Genomic DNA, 17,371 nt, shown 5'->3' on the forward strand with positions numbered 1-17,371 from the left:
GATACATGCTGTTACTCGTAGGCGCCTACACCATCGATATGGGAGAAGATGCTCCGGGCCGGGCCCGGGGCATCAGTGCCTATGACTTTTCACCCAAGATGGGTTTACTGGAATACTGCGGCTTTACCGAGGAAGTCAACCCCAGCTATCTCGTCGTCGACGATAACAACCATGTCGTCTATTCCGTCCGGGAGTGCCCGGAAGAGGACGGCGCTGCGGTGGCGGCCTACCGGATGAAACGCGGGGCCCGTCGATCCGTAGTCTTCGATTTCCTGGGCGATGTCTCCTTACACGGTGATCATCCCTGCCACCTGACCAAGGTCGATCAAACACTCGTGGTAAGCTGCTACAGCAGCGGTTCCGTGCACGTTATCGAACTCGAGGAGGACGGAAAACTGGGCAAATACCTACAGCGCGTCGATCTCAACGATGGAGATAAGCAGGCGCACGCCCACTGTGCAGCCTACGATAAGCCCCGCAATCGCCTGTACGTATGTGACCTGGGCAGCGACAAACTGCGGACCTACGACCGGCATCCCGACGGTAGTCTAGCCGAAATGACGGACTACGCCCTATCCTTTAGTGCGGACTCCGGTCCACGGCACTGCGTCCTTCACCCGGGTGGCGACCATTTACTGGTCAACTGCGAATTCCGGGGCCGCGTAGCCGTATTTGATTTACGCGGCGACGGTCCGAAGGAAGTTACCAATGTGCCCGCCCTTCCGCAACGAGCGGTGGACGGGGCAAGCGGTGCGGCCATTCGTGTAGACCGGCGTGGAAAGAACGTCTACATCAGCGAGCGGAATTACAGCGTCATCAGCACGCTTCGGCTGGACGTGGAAGACGATTCCGTCAAACTCTTTACCCGCGATACTTATCCAAGCGGAGGCGTTCGCCCGCGGGATATCTCCCTGTCTCCGGACGGCAACTGGTTGCTTTCGGCCAACCTCAAGGACCACAGCATTGGCGTCTTCCGCATCGGAGCTGGCGGGGCCTTACAGCTTCAGCGGGTCATCCGCAAAATCAAAAGCCCTACTTGCCTTGCCTGGATGTCGGGGATATAGTTAAGTCAGGCGACGCATGCGTAGCGTCAGTGTATATCCGGAGCGGTCGTCAATGGTCAGTTCCGCCCGCAATCGCTGGGCGCGCATACGCATATTGTCCTTGCCCTGGCCGGTCTTCGGGGTAAAGCGATTACTGGAGTACGTCGGGTTTTCCTCCTTCTTCTTCCCCGATCCATTGTCTCGGATAAACATCTCGAAGGTCTGGGCATACTGCTCCAGTTCGATCTCCACGTAGGTCGCGTCGCTATGCCGGGCAATGTTATTGACCGCTTCCTTATAGATGAAGTACAGATCCTGGCGGATATTCCCGGCTAGTTCTTGCTCGATGACGAATCCGGAAGCGCGAAAGTCATAGCGGATATCCAGTGGAAGCAATACCTCGTCCGCATGTTCCTGCATACGCTGCAGCAGGTTCCCTACGTTGTCGCGCCGACTGTCGATGCTCCAGATGACGTCGCTCATCTTGGACATGGCGTTACGTCCCGCTTCGCCTACGGTCTGCAAGCGCATGCGCAGTTTTTCATCCTCGGTTCGGTGTTGGAGTAGTTCTGCCTGGAGCGTGATCCCCGCCAGCAATCCACTTACCTCGTCGTGAATATCGCTGGAAAGCTGCGTCCGCAATTGCTCGTTACGGAGCCGCTCGCGAAGCTTCGCCTGTAGGACGAAAAAGAAGAGGCCGACGATGACCGTCGCAATCACGAATTGAAACCAGGTTTTCTCGATCAGGTACTGGCGAACGCGGATCGGCAAGCTTAGATAATCCTCCCCGTAGTTTCCGTTCGCTCCCGCCGCCTGCACCATCAACGTGTACTGTCCGGAGGGTAGGTTGTTATACCGTACGGTACGTTCGTTTCGTAATTCCTGCCAGTCTTCGTTAAAACCGTCCAGCTTTACCCGGAACTGGGTCAGGCTGGGATGCTGCCCCACGGGCAGGGCAAAGGATACGGCAATACTCTTCTCACTGGCCAGCACCGTGATGTCTTCCTGCTTGTCGAGATTGCGTACGATCGTCCTGGTCTCGCCACGTCCGTAGATGATGATTTCGGTGAGCATGACGTCCGAGCCCGCACTTTGGGCACTCAGATCGTCGTCGCGGAAAACGGAGAGCCCGTTGTCCCCCCCGAAGAAGTACCGCCCGCTATTATCCCGCAGGGCACAGAAAGGGTTGAAATCGTCGTTGATGAGCCCATCCTCTTCGTAGTAGCGACGGAAAGTACCGTTATCCGGATCTTTGGGTATGTGGACAAGGCCATTTCGGGTGGATAACCAGTAACCCCCGGTGGAATCCGGCACGACTCCCACCACGTCGTTGGAACTCAGTCCATCCTGTCGCTCGTAGCGGTTCAGCGTGCTGTCGATGGAATTGTACACCCGCAGTCCGGAATCCGTACCCAGCCACCAGCGGGCACCGGTGTCCTCGTAAATCGAGTTGATGGTGATGGCGGTAAAAGCTACTTCGGCCGACTCACCCGTAGTCTGAAATATCTTGTACGACTGGGTGGCACCCGTCAACGGATCGTGACCGATCAATCCCTGATTACGTGTTCCCAACAGTAACTCTCCGGTTCGCGAATACACCAGGTAATTGATGCGTACCTGGTCCAGTAAACGCTCCGTCTCGTCAGCATCGTGCAGACGCTCGAAGGCACGTACTTGCGGGTCGAAGGCCAGAAGCTTGCCCCCACCCGAATCCGAAGCGCCGAGATAGAGTTTGCCGTCCGGGGCAATGGTAACACACGACAGGGAAGAAGAAGATGAATAGGTCGTGGTTATCCCGCTAGCCACATCATAGCGGTAGAGCACGTGCCCCCTCGCGTAACCGGTGGGTTCGGCCAGCCCCCATATGGCATTCCGGGGCCGGTCGAAGATCAGCTGCCGGTTATTCCGTAACGCCACCGGCGTACCGGTAGAATCAACAAGGGGCAGCCGCTTAAGAATGTACGCGCCGCGTTCCATCGTATGCACCATACCGTTACTCTGCGAGATGTATACGGTACCATCCGCATCCTCGGTGATGCCGCCTATGGCTGTCTGGTACATATCGCCTTCCTTGTTATCCAGAAAGTTTCGGATGGATTTTACGGGCCGCCCAGTTACCCCCAACCCCTCGCGGAGCCCCAGGTAAACGGTTTCATTGAAGTCCTTGGCGGCTACGCTGCTGACGTAGCGGTCAATCGGGAGTTCGCGTTCGAATAAGCCGAAGTTTCCCGCGGTATCCACCAGGTAGTATTCGTCGGGGTATTTCTTACCGAGGATGTCTTCCGTCCCGACAAACAGTAACTGCCCGAGACCGTCCTTAAAGACGTTCATATAGCGCAGCCCACCATCCAGCTTGTTGACAGGAACGGCCCGCCCCCGCCGGTCGGGATCGTACCGATAGATCGGAAAACCATCGCGGAAGCTGAGGTATACCGTGCCATCATTCGCCTCCTCCATCACGTAGAAGGTACGCTGACTTGAAAGTCGGGGAAACAAGGTATTCAGCAGCTTACCGTGGGCACTGATGTGGCGAAAACCCCGGTCCTCATCGTAGAGGATAAACTGGCCGTTGCTGAGCGGTTTTAGTTCCACCCGCGGCGAAACGCTGTTCCAGACATCGGTTGTATCCCGGAAGACGACCTGAAATCCGGTCGACGTGTATTCATAGAGGACCGTGCCCTGATCTCCTATCGTGACGATGAAGGTCCTGCCCAGTGCATCCGTTTCGATAGCCCGTGGATAACCCTCCACCCCGGTACTGGGCAGCAGGCGTACCTGTTCAATACTGAAATCACGCGGATCGAAGCGATCGAAGACCGCGTAGGATTTGGTATACGTCAGGATAAGCCGACCGTCATTGGCGGCACTAACCGAAGCGATCGATCCGTAACTGAGGCCCGGTTTTTCCCGCGTGGTCTGCCCGAACGACAGGAAGGAATGGCCGTCAAATCGGTTCAGTCCGTCGAGCGTGGCCACCCATAGATAGCCGTCATTACCGATATGTAACTCGCTGATATCACGGGTAGACAAGCCATCCGTCATCGTGAAATACTCGATACGCAAGGCCTGCCCGCTCAGACAGCTACCCCAGGCGGCTAACAGGATGGGTAGCCAGATTTTCACGGTGCGTCTAAGGATTAGGTGATACAAGGAAACGGATTGCACGAGAGACAAGTTATACACAAGGTAATTCTTGTCCGGGGCTACCACCAATTTATGCCTCAGAATGTCAGAAGTAACCCTAATCCGTCGCCCCCGCCACCCAGCAGCAGCCTATAGTCGGCATCGTGCCGTTGCGCGATCAGGTAGTTCGCTACGTCGAAGAGAAAGAGGAAGCCCCCCTGCAGGATAATACTGCGTCCGTGGCCCTTCAACCGGTTCGCATCCGCATCCGGCCGCCGCGACCGTTCCATCAGGTAAAGGCCGCCGAGTACGTAGCCGACATCAAGCCCCGCATTAAAGAGAAGAATTTTCTGGAAGCTGCCATTCTCCTGCAACCCATCAATTGCCGTTCCGGCGGCTTCCCCCAGCGTGAAATAACTCAGCCCGGCGATACTGAGATTGACCACGTTCCAGATCGCATTCATCTCGTGGAAGCGCCGGGTACTCCCCTCCGTCCGGCTCCTCAGGGCCATCCCCAAACCGATATTGCCGACTGCCCAACCGCCAAGCACGAGCATGGCCTTGCGCTGATGCTCCAGGCGCGCGTTTTCTACCTCCGGGAGGCTAAGGGTTTGCGCCGGAGCGCAGGTAGTAAGCAAAATCGTGAAGAGTAAGGTCGCAACGTATTTCATGCTTCGGTCAGTGGTCGGCCCGCTGTCCAAACCCGGGCCGGGCTAATTGGTTGTTAGGGCACGCTTCCCACCATTTATGCTAGAACGATTTCTCGGCCACTACCAAACCATCGTCCCCCACCTGCGGGACGGCCTGCGGGTCGACTACACCCGCGAACGCATTCACACCCCCGACGATGACTTCCTCGATCTCGACTGGCTCTCGGAAGCAGGGTGCAAGAGGCTGGTGATCCTCAGTCACGGCCTGGAAGGCGACAGTAGCCGCCCCTACATCGTGAGCGCCGCCCGCTACTTCGCGCGCCGGGGGTGGGACGTCCTGGCCTGGAATTGCCGCAGTTGCTCGGGTGAGATGAACCGCACCCGTAAGCTTTACAGTCACGGACAGAGTGAGGACCTGGAAACCGTGGTTAACCATGCCCTTGCTTCGCGTGGTTACGACCGGATCGTACTGGTAGGTTACAGTATGGGAGGGAACCTGACCCTCAAATACCTCGGAACCATGGCACGAAACCGTCCGCCGCAGGTCACGCATGGCGTTGCCTTCTCCGCCCCCTGCTTCATCGAACACAGCGTGGATAGCCTGGAACGCCGCGATAACTTCATCTATAAGCGCAAATTTTTTCGCTCGCTGTCGGCCAAAGTCATCGCCAAGGAAAAGCAGTTTCCGGGCATCGTGGACATCGACGCCCTACGCAGCGTGCGCGTGTGGCGCGATTTCGACCGGGCCTTTTCGGCGGTGATCGGCGGATATACCGATCTGCAAGCATATTACGATTACCTCTCGTCCGGAAACTACGTGGCGGAGACGACCGCCCCGGTCCTACTGGTCAATGCGCTCAACGACCCCATTATTCCGGAAGCGTGTACCCCCGTGGACCTAGGGAGGAAACACCCGCTGATTACGGTCGAACAGCCCAACCGGGGCGGGCACGTAGGCTTCCCGCTGCGAGGTAAGGACTACAACGCCATGGACGTCCGGGCTTACGATTTTATCGAACAGGAGTAAGTAGAACCAAGCGGCCGGGAATCCGGTGAGCGTTAAAATTTCCGGCAGCGGGTGCGGTAATATATATTTACTTCTACCCACTCACGCTCCACCGGTTTATTCATGTTGTTCCGCTCGCTTATCCCCGCGCTACTGGCGTGTTTCCCGGCTCACCTTACCGCCCAGGTAAATATTCAGGTCGAAAGCGGCAATATCCTGCCCAGCGTGACGGGCAGGGTGTACGAGGGCGGAAGCTGCGTAGAGTACGAGACGAAGGGCACCGATGGTCGGTCCAGCATCGATTTGCGGGTCACGGTACCCAGTGTCCAGGACATGACCGTCAATTACCTCCTGAACGGAGACAAGCCCGGTCTGAGGGATATTCTGAAGCCCTCGATCACGCCCATTCTGAACTGCGAAACGGAACTGATGAGCGTACGGGGCATCATTAATAGTTACCTCGTCTGGTCGCAACCGCAAAGCATCTTTCGGGAAGCCATAACCGGAAAGCTTGACTTCACCGACGAACTGGAGGTGTATTCTCCGGTAGCGACCACCCTGGAGCTGCCCTTTCACGCCTCCGCCGCGCTGGCGGCCGTGCAGACCTTTTGTGATCCGGGAGATTCCAGGGCCAACGCGCGGGCGCGAGTCAACGTGTCATTGGGCAATTCGAAGGCCTCCACCGGTGGCGAAGTAGAAGTGAGGGGTGCCTTCCTGGACAATGAGTTGTACAGTGGGCAGGCCGTAGCCGTCGTCGATGTAGCGCCCGGGATCAATCGGTTCACGCTCCACGTCACCGGGGAACTTTACGTCGAATCCAAAGTCAAGGGAGTGGGATGGGCCCTGATGTGCGGATCGCACGCGGTAGCGAGTTCCGGTAATTCACTGGTCATCTCACGCTTCACCGGCGCGGAAGGTGGGCCTCTGGCTCGGGGTATGCGCATCACCGGCCTGCGCACGGGCATTGATTATCTAAACATAGGGGCAGCAGAGAATTGCGCCAACCTTCCTACACCGGTACTAAGCACTACTCCAGCCTCCTGCGGATTGGCTAACGGTTCGGCCGTGCTCGATACGAGCGGCACGGGGATTACCGAGCTGAGTTGGAGTACGGGGCAACGGCTGACGACCGCTCGTAACTTGGCGGCGGGCACCTATTCCGTGCTGCTCACCTACGCCGACAGCTGTTCCAGTGTCCTGGATTTCGAGATCGAGGACCCTACCCTGCCGGCGATCAGCCTGCCGACCGACACGCTGCTGGGCGATGGCGATTCCCTCCTGCTGGATGCTTCGGTCAGCGGCCAAAACCTTTCTTACGCCTGGTCTACGGGCGCCACGGAAGCAAAAATCTGGGTGACGACGCCGGGTAAGTATTCGGTAACGGTTACGGACGCCGGGGGCTGCCAGTTTACCTACACAGCGAGGGTCATTTCGGATCGCGCCTACTTCATCGGTCCGCAACGCATTACCTTATCCTCCGGCCAGTTTTACGATGACGGCGGTCCGGAGGACAACTACCGTGATGACCGCAACTACGTGACAACCATCTGCCCGGAGGATCCGAATCAATATATCGAACTTGACTTCTCGGCGGTAGACATCATAAGCCGCGACGATCAGGACGAACTGAGCGTATTCGACGGTGACGGGTCGATCTGCCCTTTGGATGCCTCCGTTACCGGGCCGGGCGTGTATCGGTCCTCCACCCCCGGCGGTTGCCTGACCGTTCGCTTTCGGTCGACCTCTTACAATGGTAGCGCCGCAGGGTGGGACGCCGTTATCAGCAGCGTGGCCCAGCCCGCTACACCGGCGTGCATCCAGCCGATTACGTGTGGCCGGGACTTTACCGACCCCGGGGGAGCCGAACCCTATCAGCCCGGCGAGTACCGGGTGTATTACCTATGCCCGGAAGCGGAAGAAGCGATGGAACTGACGTTTCAAGAATTGGATCTTGGGCGGGAAGACGTGCTCGCGATCTACGACGGTTACGGTACCGATTGTCTCCTGACCACGCAGCCTACTGCGGGTGAGGTATACCGCTCCTCCTCAAACGGGGGCTGCCTGACGGTCATCCTTGACGCGGCGAGCGGAGGCACGGCAACGGCGGCCGGCTGGGTGGCGGACATAAACTGTAGCGAAAGGTCCACCAACTCCGGGGGTAGCTGCCGCTGTGACAACAATCCGGAACCGGGGAATACCTGCTCCGAAGCTCCGCTCATCAATAATCTACAGGCCTTTTGTGGCTCCAGTTCCATCCGGTATACTCCCGACGCCCCGGGCAACCTGGAGGCTGCCTTCACCTGTGGGGTGGTGCATAATAATTCCTTCTTCCGCTTTATACCCACCGCCACTACCGCTACCATCCAGTTCGCCGCGGACGGGGGGAACAGCGTGCTCTGTGAAGGCTTCCAGTTGGCGGTATTTTCCGTGCAGGGCCGCTGCGACAGCCCCGACTCCCGGTGGAATCAGCTGGCCTGCACCAACGCCGAAGACGGCCTGCGCAGTAACGGTTCACTATCGGTGCGGAATCTCGTCCCCGGCCAAACCTACTACCTGATGATCGATGGTTCCTACGGTAGTGAGTGCCGGTATACCCTCAATGCCCTGGATGGAATAGAGACCTGCCCCCTGCGGACGGAACCGGAAACGACCTACTGCACCGACGGCTCTTTCTACGTCGACATTCCCCTGGCAGGTGACGGCGGCGGTCGACAGTACAAGATCTATGAATCGGGTGATTACTTCGGAGAACTGGATACCCTGACCTACGTGGACGATGGTAGCGCACAGGTAATAACGGTCGGTCCTTACCGGCAGAAGGCGGACTACGATATCGCTATTGTTGGTGGGGAAGGAAACGCCGCCTGTCAATTACGGGTAACGGGACGGGGACCATCGTGCGAAGCAAACTGTGAGATCGCGTCGGCCATCATCATAAACTGTTTGGATCCGGTAGCGGGCACCTACCTGCTCGAAGGAGAAATTATGAAGTCGAAGGCACCCGTTTCCGTGTACGCAGAAGCCTACCAGCAATTTTTCCTACCGGGTGAGGCCCTTGTGTTCCGTGATACGCTCCGTGATCTCCCGGCGGGTGGACTGACCTTCGAGGTTACCGACTACAATTATTGTAACCTGAGCGAAACGGTTCCCGTCCCAGATCAGTGCGAGCTCACCTGCGATCGGTTTACATTCAGCCCCAACCCTGTCACCACGTCCCTTCGCGTCGGTGGGCTGTGCCGAACCACGGACTACCGCTTGTATGATGCGGGTGGTCGCCTGATTGGTGAAGGGCGGTTAGATCCAACTTCGGATGAGATAGACGTTCGGCGGATGCCGGTGGGCATCTACTCGATCATATTCCACGGACAAGATGGGGACCAGGTTCTTCGCTTTGCCAAATTTTGACCGTGCCGGATAGGCTTTTTACCTGCGCACCGCCGCCCGAATTACCGGGAATTTCCGGGGGCAGCCTGAACCATTCCGGGTGGGTACCGTAGTATAGACACCACAACAAATAATGTAACTACAAGACCCATGAGCGCCAAGATCCTAATTACCTTCTATTCTACCTACGGACACACCTTCAAACTCGCGCAATCCGTCAAGGCGGGTGCGGAAGCGGCCGGTGCCGAGGTTCGCCTGCGTCGCGTCGCGGAACTCCCGCAGGCAGCCGCGGCCATGAAGAACGACGAGAATTACCAGGCGGCTCAACAGTCGATGGCACACTTGGAAGAGGTGACCCACGATGACCTTCGCTGGGCGGACGGTATTGCCTGGGGCACCCCCACCCGCTACGGGAACATGGCCGCGCAGGTCAAGCAATTTATCGATACGACCAGCTCGCTTTGGTCGAAGGGCGAACTGGAGGACAAAGCCGCGGGTGTATTCGTTTCGACGGCTACCCAGCACGGTGGTCAGGAGTCGACGATTCTGTCGTTCCACATCCCCCTGCTTCACCTCGGGATGATTATCGTAGGATCGCCTTACGGCCAGAATCCGACCCTCTTCAACGTGGAGAACATTCACGGTGGTAGCCCCTACGGTCCGAGCACGATCGCCGGTGGTGACGGATCGCTCCAGCCCATGGATGGCGATCTGACCATGTCCAACAAGCTGGGAGAACGCCTTTCGAAAGTAGCCGACCGACTCAGCGTGCTGCGTTCCTAGTCAGCTTGCCAGAAGGCGGTGGTCTTTAGCCGTCGATTCAGTACTATAGTTTCGCCGTTTCCGGTGGTGGCTACAAGTTGGCTTCCTCCCGGTGACCATGCCATACCCCACACGTAGCGGTCGCGAAGGCCGTGGCGAAGTTCTTTGCCGTCCACCGACCACAGTCGCACCCCATCGCTGGCGGAGGCCAACACCTTACCGTTCGGATCCCAGCTGAGATTCCGATACTCGGCCCGGCTAGTGGTATCCTGCCACAGCAGGGTGTTGTTTGCCGACCAGAATTGCAGTACAGGAGGATGCCGTTTTCCGGTTCCCCGTAATCGCCGGTTGCAAATGAATTTCCGTCCGGATGCCACGCTATGCTGAGCATTAGCGTTGGGAGTTCCCGCGACATGCGGAACCTTGCGGTGTCGGCGGCAATATCGTACGTACCGATACCGGAACCCACCGTGACCAAATGATTGCCGGCAGGGTGCCAATCCAGTCCGGTGATCGCTTTAGGATCGATTTTTCTTCGCCGGTAGAGGACCCCGTCCCGTTTAAATAACAACAGATACCCATCGTTATCGCCGACCGCCAGATAGGTACCGTCCGGGCTCCAGCCCAGCCCGCGGGCCCCGGAGGAAGAGACACTGTCGAGCACGGTTCTCCTTCCGGTATTGAGATCATACACAAAAGGGACCTCCCCACTCTGGGCCGCAGCCGCCAGGTATTCCCCTTTCGGGTCCCACTTGAGATTCGTGATCGTGCCGGCTACCGGTATGGTTAGTTGCGGTTCTAAGTTGCCTCCTGAGAAGGTGGTGATTTCGTGCTGGTTACCTCCGACTATGATTGCATGCTGTGGCCCTGCCCAATCGACGGACCATACGATGCTCTCGTACTCCCCCTTTATCATGGCGGGCGCGACACACCCGGACGATAGGAGCGCCGACAGAACGAATACGCAGGCTAAATTACTCGGAAGGAATTCGGTAGAAGACATTCGCCGAAATTGGGCTCAGGGATACGGTTCCTTCCAACGGACGGTCACTCAGGCCTGCGGGTTGCACGCGTTCACCGTCCACGACCTGTAGCCAGGTACCCTCGGGAAGCTCGTAGGTTTGCGTTCGGGGATGGGCATTTAACGCTACGATGATCTCCGACCAGTCTTCGCCGGGGGCATCCTGAAGTCGATAGGCGATCAGTTGTCCATCCTCCTGATCGTCAAAGACCAGGTGGCGCGCGATCGTATCCGTACCGCGCATGCGGAAAGCCGGATGTTCCTTCCGCAGGGCGATGAGGTCCCGTACGTAGGCCACCGTCTTGGCGTGCCGGCCCTTGTCTTCCCATTTGATGGCATTGACCGCGTCGCTGCTCTGGTAGCTGTTTTCGTCGCCGTCCTTCGTACGGAACATCTCCGTACCGGCGTGCAGGAACGGAATACCCTGGGAGGTCAGCACGGTGGCGAGTGCCAGCCGATGCATACGCTGCCGGGTAGCGATCCCGTCCCGCGGGTTACTTATCGCGAGTCTATCCCAGAGGGTGTGGTTATCGTGACAGCTCACGTAATTGACGCACTGGGCCGGCTCCCGGGCCCAGGGTGCGTGGCTGTAGTTAACGCTGTCGTACGCGATCTGGGGGTGGCGGGTAGCACCGACGATCCCGAAGCGAACCGATTCGGCCATATCCGGCGCTCCGCTGGCAAACCCCTTTTCCTCGTGGTGGAAGACGCTGCCCTTTAACGCGTCGCGCACGTCGTCACTAAAGGCGGCGATACCCTGCAGGCGGGGCGTATTCTTTTTGAGGGCCTGTAGACTGTCGGGGAGCGGGCTGTCCCCCGCCGTCCAGCCTTCGCCGTAGATCAGAATAGAAGGGTCGATACCGTGGATGGTTTCGCTGATGTCGTTCATCGTAGCGATATCATGGATACCCATCAGGTCGAAGCGAAAGCCATCCACGTGGTATTCATCGACCCAGTACTCCACCGATTCGCGGATATACTTACGAACCATTGGGCGTTCGCTTGCAATCTCGTTGCCGCAACCGCTGGCATTGCTGAAGGTGCCATCCTCGTTAAAGCGGTAGAAGTAGTCGGGCACCAGTAATTGGAAATTGCTGTTATCCGTCCGCCCGGTGTGGTTGTACACCACGTCCATCACCACGCGTATGCCCGCTTCGTGCAGGGCCATGACCATTTCCTTGAACTCCCGGATCCGTACCGCACCCCGGGAGGGGTCGGTTGAATAGCTTCCTTCGGGGACATTGTAATTCTGGGGATCGTAGCCCCAGTTGTACTGCGCCGAATCCAGGCGGGCTTCATCCACGCTCATGAAATCGAAGCTAGGCAGAAGGTGGACGTGGGTGATGCCCATCTCAACGAGGTGATCCAGCCCCGTCGTGTCTCCGTCGGGGGTAGTCGTACCGCGCTCCGTTAGCCCGAGAAATTTCCCCTTATGGGTAATGCCGGAATTGGGGTCAACACTTACGTCACGTACATGCAGTTCATAGATCACCGCGTCGGTGGGGGCGCTGAAGGGGGGGCGGCGATCCGCTTCCCAACCCTCGGGGTCCGTAGCCAGGAGATTGACTATTTGGCCACGCATGCCGTTCGTTCCCGCGCTCTTCGCATAGATATCCGTAGCCTCGGCGAGCCAGCGGCCGTCGCGCTTAATCTGTAGGGTGTAGTAAACGCCGTCCAGGTTTTCCTCCACCGCCGCGGTCCAGGCACCATCCAGGATGTCCATATCGTAGGTAGCGTAGGGGTCGCTGGTCGTCGCGTCGTCTTCGTAGAGGTGAACGCGGGCCTCCTGAGCAGCGGGTGACCACAGCTTGAAGGTGGCGCGTTCGGTCGAATAGGTCACCCCTAGGTCGGCGTAGGGGTAAACGGGGTAATCTTCCAGGGTATCGTACTGGGGTCGGGGATCGGAGCAAGTCACGAAGAGCGAACTAAGGGCGGTGAGGAATAGGATTTGGTAGAGGGCGGGCATCAGCGAGTGATGTGAATAAACTATTCGATAAGGCGAAGGATGGTTCGGGCGAAGGTGGGGTCTAATATAGCACCCCGATGGCCCACATCCGGCAAGGGAATCAGTTGAACCCGGTCGGGTGCCACCGCTTTGATCTCTTCGGCCATGTCAAACGGTATAAAATCATCGCGCTGACCGTGAATGACCGTCACCGGACAACGGGACCGGGCCACGTTATCAACGGTATTCAGCGGGTACTTCAGGATGAAGTCGGGCACCATCCACAGCCAGAGATTTTTCATTGCGGTGATGCTGGCGTACGGAGCGGCCAGGACGCAGTATTCCGGATTATTCTCCGCGGCGAGGTAGCTGGCCATGCCCGTTCCCAGCGAATAGCCCGCTACGATGATATGCTCTTCGGAATAGTGATTCAGCAAGGTATCGTACATGGTTTGCGCATCCTCGTACAATTGTTCTTCCGAAGTGATGCTTCCGCCGCTCTTTCCGTACCCCCGGTAATCGAAGAGGTACAGATCGTAGTCCGTATCCATCAGCGCTTCGGTCTGACGGAAGCTCCGACGATTACTCCCCCGGTTGCCGTGTAGAAAAAGAATAGCTCCCCGGGCTTCCGGTTTGCGAAAAGCGACCACGTTAAGTTCCACGCCATCGGAGGTCGGAACGTATAGCTCCTCGCCTCCGGCAAAGACGAAGTCAGCGGGAAGTTGCCGGGGGCGGAAAATCAGGCTTTCCTGATACGCGAAAAGGATGACGCATAACAGGGCATAGGTGACCAGGGCGCCGATAGCGATTCGCCAGATCCAGTTCATACCGGTAAGCTTTTTTCTATCATCATTCCGGCACCGAGCGCAGCAAACCCATGCCGGTCAGGAAAAATATGCCCCCTACGATGGCTACTCCCCAGGCATTCTGGCCGAGGGCGAGTTGACCGGGGTTAAAGATGGCAAGCACACCCGCGGCCAGGGCGATAGCCCCGACAATGGTAAAAACTAAAGCAAGGGTTTTCTTCACGATCGGTAATTTGTCGTAAAGATAGCCCGGCCGCCCAAGTTGCTGAACCGGCCAGTTCCTATCTTGCCGGGGACCAAATTATCGAATGGTGCCGTCCCTCAGCCGAAGAAATTTCCTGTACCTCGCCGGCCTGCCGGTAGTGTTCTCCAGCACCCTACCCGCCGGTGTCCGCCTTCTAGGATTGTCCGGGGCGGACCCACTGCCGGGCAAAGTAGCCGGGCTGACCGTACTGAACGACCGGCCCGTCAATGCCGAAACCCCGCCCCACCTGCTAAACGCCGAGGTGACCCCGGCCGACCACTTGTTTGTCCGCAATAACGGAGTCGTTCCCCAGGGACTCCCGACCGGGCCTACTACCCTGCCCGACGACTGGACCCTACGGATCGCCGGCGAAGCCGTTCCCGAACCGGTCACCTTCACGCTTGCCGAATTGCGGGAACGCTTCGATGAGCATTCCTATCAAATTACGCTGGAATGCGGTGGCAACGGTCGCAGTGAGTTCAATCCGCCGGCCCGCGGCAATCAATGGTCGACTGGGGCGGTTGGCTCCCCTCGGTGGACCGGCGTCCGACTGCGCGACGTGCTCGAAGCTGCCGGTTACGACCGGGAGAAAGCGGTTTACATTGGCTATTACGGCAAAGACACTCACCTGAGCGGCGACCCGGACAAAATACCTATCTCACGTGGGGTGCCCATCGAAAAGGCGCTGGAAGACGAAAGCCTGATCGCGTGGGCGCTCAATGATGCGCCCCTACCGCTTTTAAATGGCTACCCCTTAAGACTTGTCTTCGGAGGCTACCCGGCCAGTTGTTCCGGGAAGTGGCTATCGGAGATCGTGGTGCGCGACCAGGTCCACGACGGCGAAAAAATGGGGGGACAATCGTATCGCGTACCCTGCGAACCGGTGCCCCCGGGAACGACCGTGGAAGATGAGGACATGTGTATCATCCTCGAAATGCCGGTGAAGTCCCTCATCACTTCCCCCCGTACGGGGGCCGTAGTGGAAGCGGCGGACGGACTGGCCATCGCCGGCCACGCCTGGTGCGGTAAGTCGGCCGTTGCCCGGTTGGACTACAGTATTGACTTCGGCAGCACGTGGCGTAGCTGCCGCCTCACCCGCCCGGTCAACCGTTTCGCCTGGCAGCACTTTTCAGCCGACGTGAAGTTTCCCCAGACGGGCTACTACGAAGTCTGGGCCCGGGCTACGGATGAGGACGGGACCGCCCAGCCAATGGTGCTGCCGGGCTGGAATCCCCGTGGCTACCTGAATAATGCCTGTCACCGCATCGCCATCAAAGTCGTATGATCTCCGCTAATTTTCGCGCTGTACTAATATTGATCAGTGGCCTCGTCATTGCGCTGACCATCGGCAATTGCACCGCCGACGAGTCGGAGCCCCGCCCCACCGACGCGAAACCCTCCCGCATTGTCGATGGACTGGATATGGATACCGGACTGGTCGCCGAGGGCGAGTATTTACTGGTGAAGGGAAACTGCATTGCCTGCCACAGCGCCAAGCTGGTCACCCAGAACCGGGCCACCCGCGAGGGCTGGTCCCAGATGCTCGACTGGATGCAGGAAAAGCAGGGCCTGTGGGACCTGGGTCCCCACCGGGAGCCCATACTGGATTACCTGGCTACCTACTACGCCCCGGAGGAAAGCGGGCGACGCCCGCCCCTTCAGGATATAGAATGGTACCGCCTGGAAGACGAATCCCCTACCGATTAATTACGTTCTTGAAGCGGGGCCGCCTTGGCGCTACATCCCCTGATTCCGCTTTCTTGACCGCTTCGTACTGCGAGTAATTCCCTTCGAAGAAACGGATGTTCCCCTCGTCCTCGAAGCTTAAAATATGGGTGGCCAAGCGGTCGATGAACCATCGATCGTGACTGATCACGAGGACGCAACCGGCAAAGCTGTCGAGGGCATCCTCCAACGCGCGCAAGGTATTGATATCGATGTCGTTAGTCGGCTCGTCCAGCAGCAAGACATTGCCGCCTTCACGGAGCGTCATTGCCAGCTGCAAGCGGTTACGCTCACCACCGGAAAGCATACCGACCTTCTTCTGCTGGTCGGCCCCGGCAAAGTTGAACCGGCTCAGGTACGCCCGGGCGTTGACGGACGTGTTGCCCACTTCGATCATATCGTGCCCCTGGCTGACCACGTCGTAGATGGTCTTTTCCTTATCCTGGAGCTGTGTGTGGGCCTGATCTACGTAGCTGATCTCGACGGTATCCCCCACCTTGATTGCTCCCTCATCGGGTTGTTGTTCCTTGACCAACAGGCGGAAAAAGGTCGACTTACCTACTCCGTTCGGTCCCAGAATACCAACAATGGCGTTCTTCGGTATCGTAAAGGTGGCATTGTCAAACAGGATGCGGTCACCAAAGCCTTTCTTAAGGTGCTCCACCTCGATGACTACATCACCGAGCCGGGGTCCGGGCGGAATGTAAATTTCCAAATTCTTCTCCCGTTCACGCCCCTCCTCTCCGACTAGCTTGTCGTAGGCATTCAGACGGGCTTTGCCTTTACTCTGTTTGGCCTTTGGCGCCATGCGGATCCATTCCAACTCGCGCTTGAGCGTCTTTTGCCGCTTGCTTTCCTGCTTTTCTTCCTGGGCAAGCCGCTGTGATTTTTGTTCCAGCCAGCTGGAGTAGTTCCCTTCCCAGGGGATACCCTCGCCGCGGTCGAGTTCCAGAATCCAACCGGCAACGTTATCGAGGAAGTAACGGTCGTGCGTTACGGCAATGACCGTGCCCGGGAAACTTTGCAGGTACTGCTCCAGCCAGTCCACCGATTCCGCGTCGAGGTGGTTGGTCGGCTCGTCCAGCAGTAGAATATCGGGATTACTCAGCAGCAGGCGGGCCAGGGCAACTCGCCGCCGTTCCCCTCCGGAGAGGACATCCACCTTTGCATCGTCGGGCGGGCAGCGCAGTGCTTCCAGTGCGGTATCGATGCGGTTTTCCAGCTCCCAGGCATTGCGGTTTTCGAGCTCTTCCATCAATTCTCCCTGGCGTTCGATGAGCTTGTTCATCTCATCGTCGCTCATCGGTTCGCTGAACTTTAGGTTGACCGCCTCGTATTCCTTCATCAGGTCGACGGTCTCCTGCACCCCTTCCTCGACGATCTCCTTGACGGTCTTATTCGGGTCGAGCTTGGGTTCCTGCTCGAGGTAGCCGATCTTGTAGCTGCCGTCGAAGACCACGTTTCCTTCGTAATTCTTATCGACCCCCGCAATGATCTTCAGCAAGGTGGATTTACCACTTCCGTTGAGTCCCAGGACACCGATTTTGGCGCCGTAGAAGAAACTCAGCCAGATATTGTTGAGTACTTTTTTATTCGCTCCCGGGAAGGTCTTGGAGACCCGTTCCATGGAGAAGATGATCTTGTTGTCTGCCATATAAAAGT

Annotated in this window: 13 protein-coding genes; 6 read left to right on the forward strand and 7 right to left on the reverse strand. The window is 57.9% G+C overall.

What is annotated here, in order from left to right:
• Positions 1 to 5: 5 nt before the first annotated feature.
• Positions 6 to 1,064 (forward strand): lactonase family protein, encoded by a 1,059-nt coding sequence (locus DRW39_RS07515; protein WP_116106416.1) that lies wholly within the window; start codon positions 6 to 8, stop codon positions 1,062 to 1,064.
• On the opposite strand, the gene DRW39_RS07520 is transcribed toward DRW39_RS07515, so the two are convergent.
• Both DRW39_RS07520 and DRW39_RS07525 read right to left on the reverse strand, forming a co-directional pair.
• Positions 1,065 to 4,166, reverse strand: a complete 3,102-nt coding sequence (locus tag DRW39_RS07520; protein ID WP_116106417.1) for a triple tyrosine motif-containing protein — start codon at positions 4,164 to 4,166, stop codon at positions 1,065 to 1,067.
• 98 nt (positions 4,167 to 4,264) lie between these two features.
• Positions 4,265 to 4,837: a DUF6992 family protein gene (locus DRW39_RS07525; RefSeq protein ID WP_157975988.1), complete on the reverse strand. Its 573-nt coding sequence runs from the start codon at positions 4,835 to 4,837 to the stop codon at positions 4,265 to 4,267.
• A gap of 76 nt (positions 4,838 to 4,913) precedes the next feature.
• On the opposite strand from DRW39_RS07525, the gene DRW39_RS07530 reads away from it, so the two are divergent.
• From DRW39_RS07530 to wrbA, 3 genes are all read left to right on the forward strand, one after another.
• Complete coding sequence (locus DRW39_RS07530) at positions 4,914 to 5,843, forward strand: YheT family hydrolase (RefSeq protein ID WP_116106419.1); 930 nt, start codon at positions 4,914 to 4,916, stop codon at positions 5,841 to 5,843.
• Positions 5,844 to 5,945: 102 nt separating this feature from the next.
• The gene (locus DRW39_RS07535) at positions 5,946 to 9,227 is read left to right on the forward strand and encodes a hypothetical protein (RefSeq protein ID WP_116106420.1); all 3,282 of its coding nucleotides are present in this window, start codon (positions 5,946 to 5,948) and stop codon (positions 9,225 to 9,227) included.
• Positions 9,228 to 9,356: 129 nt separating this feature from the next.
• Positions 9,357 to 9,989 (forward strand): NAD(P)H:quinone oxidoreductase, encoded by a 633-nt coding sequence (gene wrbA, locus DRW39_RS07540; protein WP_116106421.1) that lies wholly within the window; start codon positions 9,357 to 9,359, stop codon positions 9,987 to 9,989.
• 70 nt (positions 9,990 to 10,059) lie between these two features.
• Here the strand turns inward: wrbA and DRW39_RS07545 are convergent, their stop codons facing one another.
• Genes DRW39_RS07545 through DRW39_RS07560 form a run of 4 tightly spaced genes read right to left on the reverse strand, consistent with a single transcriptional unit; the run spans position 10,060 to position 13,963 of the window.
• Positions 10,060 to 10,971 (reverse strand): WD40 repeat domain-containing protein, encoded by a 912-nt coding sequence (locus DRW39_RS07545; protein ID WP_157975989.1) that lies wholly within the window; start codon positions 10,969 to 10,971, stop codon positions 10,060 to 10,062.
• Positions 10,943 to 12,955, reverse strand: a complete 2,013-nt coding sequence (gene pulA / locus DRW39_RS07550; RefSeq protein ID WP_116106423.1) for a type I pullulanase — start codon at positions 12,953 to 12,955, stop codon at positions 10,943 to 10,945. The genes DRW39_RS07545 and pulA overlap by 29 nt, the downstream gene beginning before the upstream one ends.
• A gap of 20 nt (positions 12,956 to 12,975) precedes the next feature.
• Entirely contained in the window at positions 12,976 to 13,761 is a 786-nt protein-coding gene (locus DRW39_RS07555; RefSeq protein WP_116106424.1) for an alpha/beta hydrolase, read from the reverse strand.
• A gap of 22 nt (positions 13,762 to 13,783) precedes the next feature.
• Complete coding sequence (locus DRW39_RS07560; RefSeq protein WP_116106425.1) at positions 13,784 to 13,963, reverse strand: hypothetical protein; 180 nt, start codon at positions 13,961 to 13,963, stop codon at positions 13,784 to 13,786.
• An 85-nt stretch (positions 13,964 to 14,048) separates the two neighbouring features.
• Between DRW39_RS07560 and DRW39_RS07565 the strand changes: the two genes are divergently transcribed.
• The gene (locus DRW39_RS07565) at positions 14,049 to 15,269 is read left to right on the forward strand and encodes a sulfite oxidase (protein ID WP_116106426.1); all 1,221 of its coding nucleotides are present in this window, start codon (positions 14,049 to 14,051) and stop codon (positions 15,267 to 15,269) included.
• Positions 15,266 to 15,691, forward strand: coding sequence for a hypothetical protein (locus DRW39_RS07570; protein ID WP_116106427.1), 426 nt, complete (start codon positions 15,266 to 15,268; stop codon positions 15,689 to 15,691). Before DRW39_RS07565 ends, DRW39_RS07570 begins: the two co-directional genes overlap by 4 nt.
• On the opposite strand, the gene ettA is transcribed toward DRW39_RS07570, so the two are convergent.
• Positions 15,681 to 17,363, reverse strand: coding sequence for an energy-dependent translational throttle protein EttA (gene ettA, locus DRW39_RS07575; RefSeq protein WP_116106428.1), 1,683 nt, complete (start codon positions 17,361 to 17,363; stop codon positions 15,681 to 15,683). The two genes, DRW39_RS07570 and ettA, sit on opposite strands and share 11 nt — an antisense overlap.
• Between the last annotated feature and the right edge of the window lie 8 nt (positions 17,364 to 17,371).

It is taken from the genome of Lewinella sp. IMCC34191, assembly GCF_003390935.1.
GTDB lineage: Bacteria > Bacteroidota > Bacteroidia > Chitinophagales > Saprospiraceae > Neolewinella.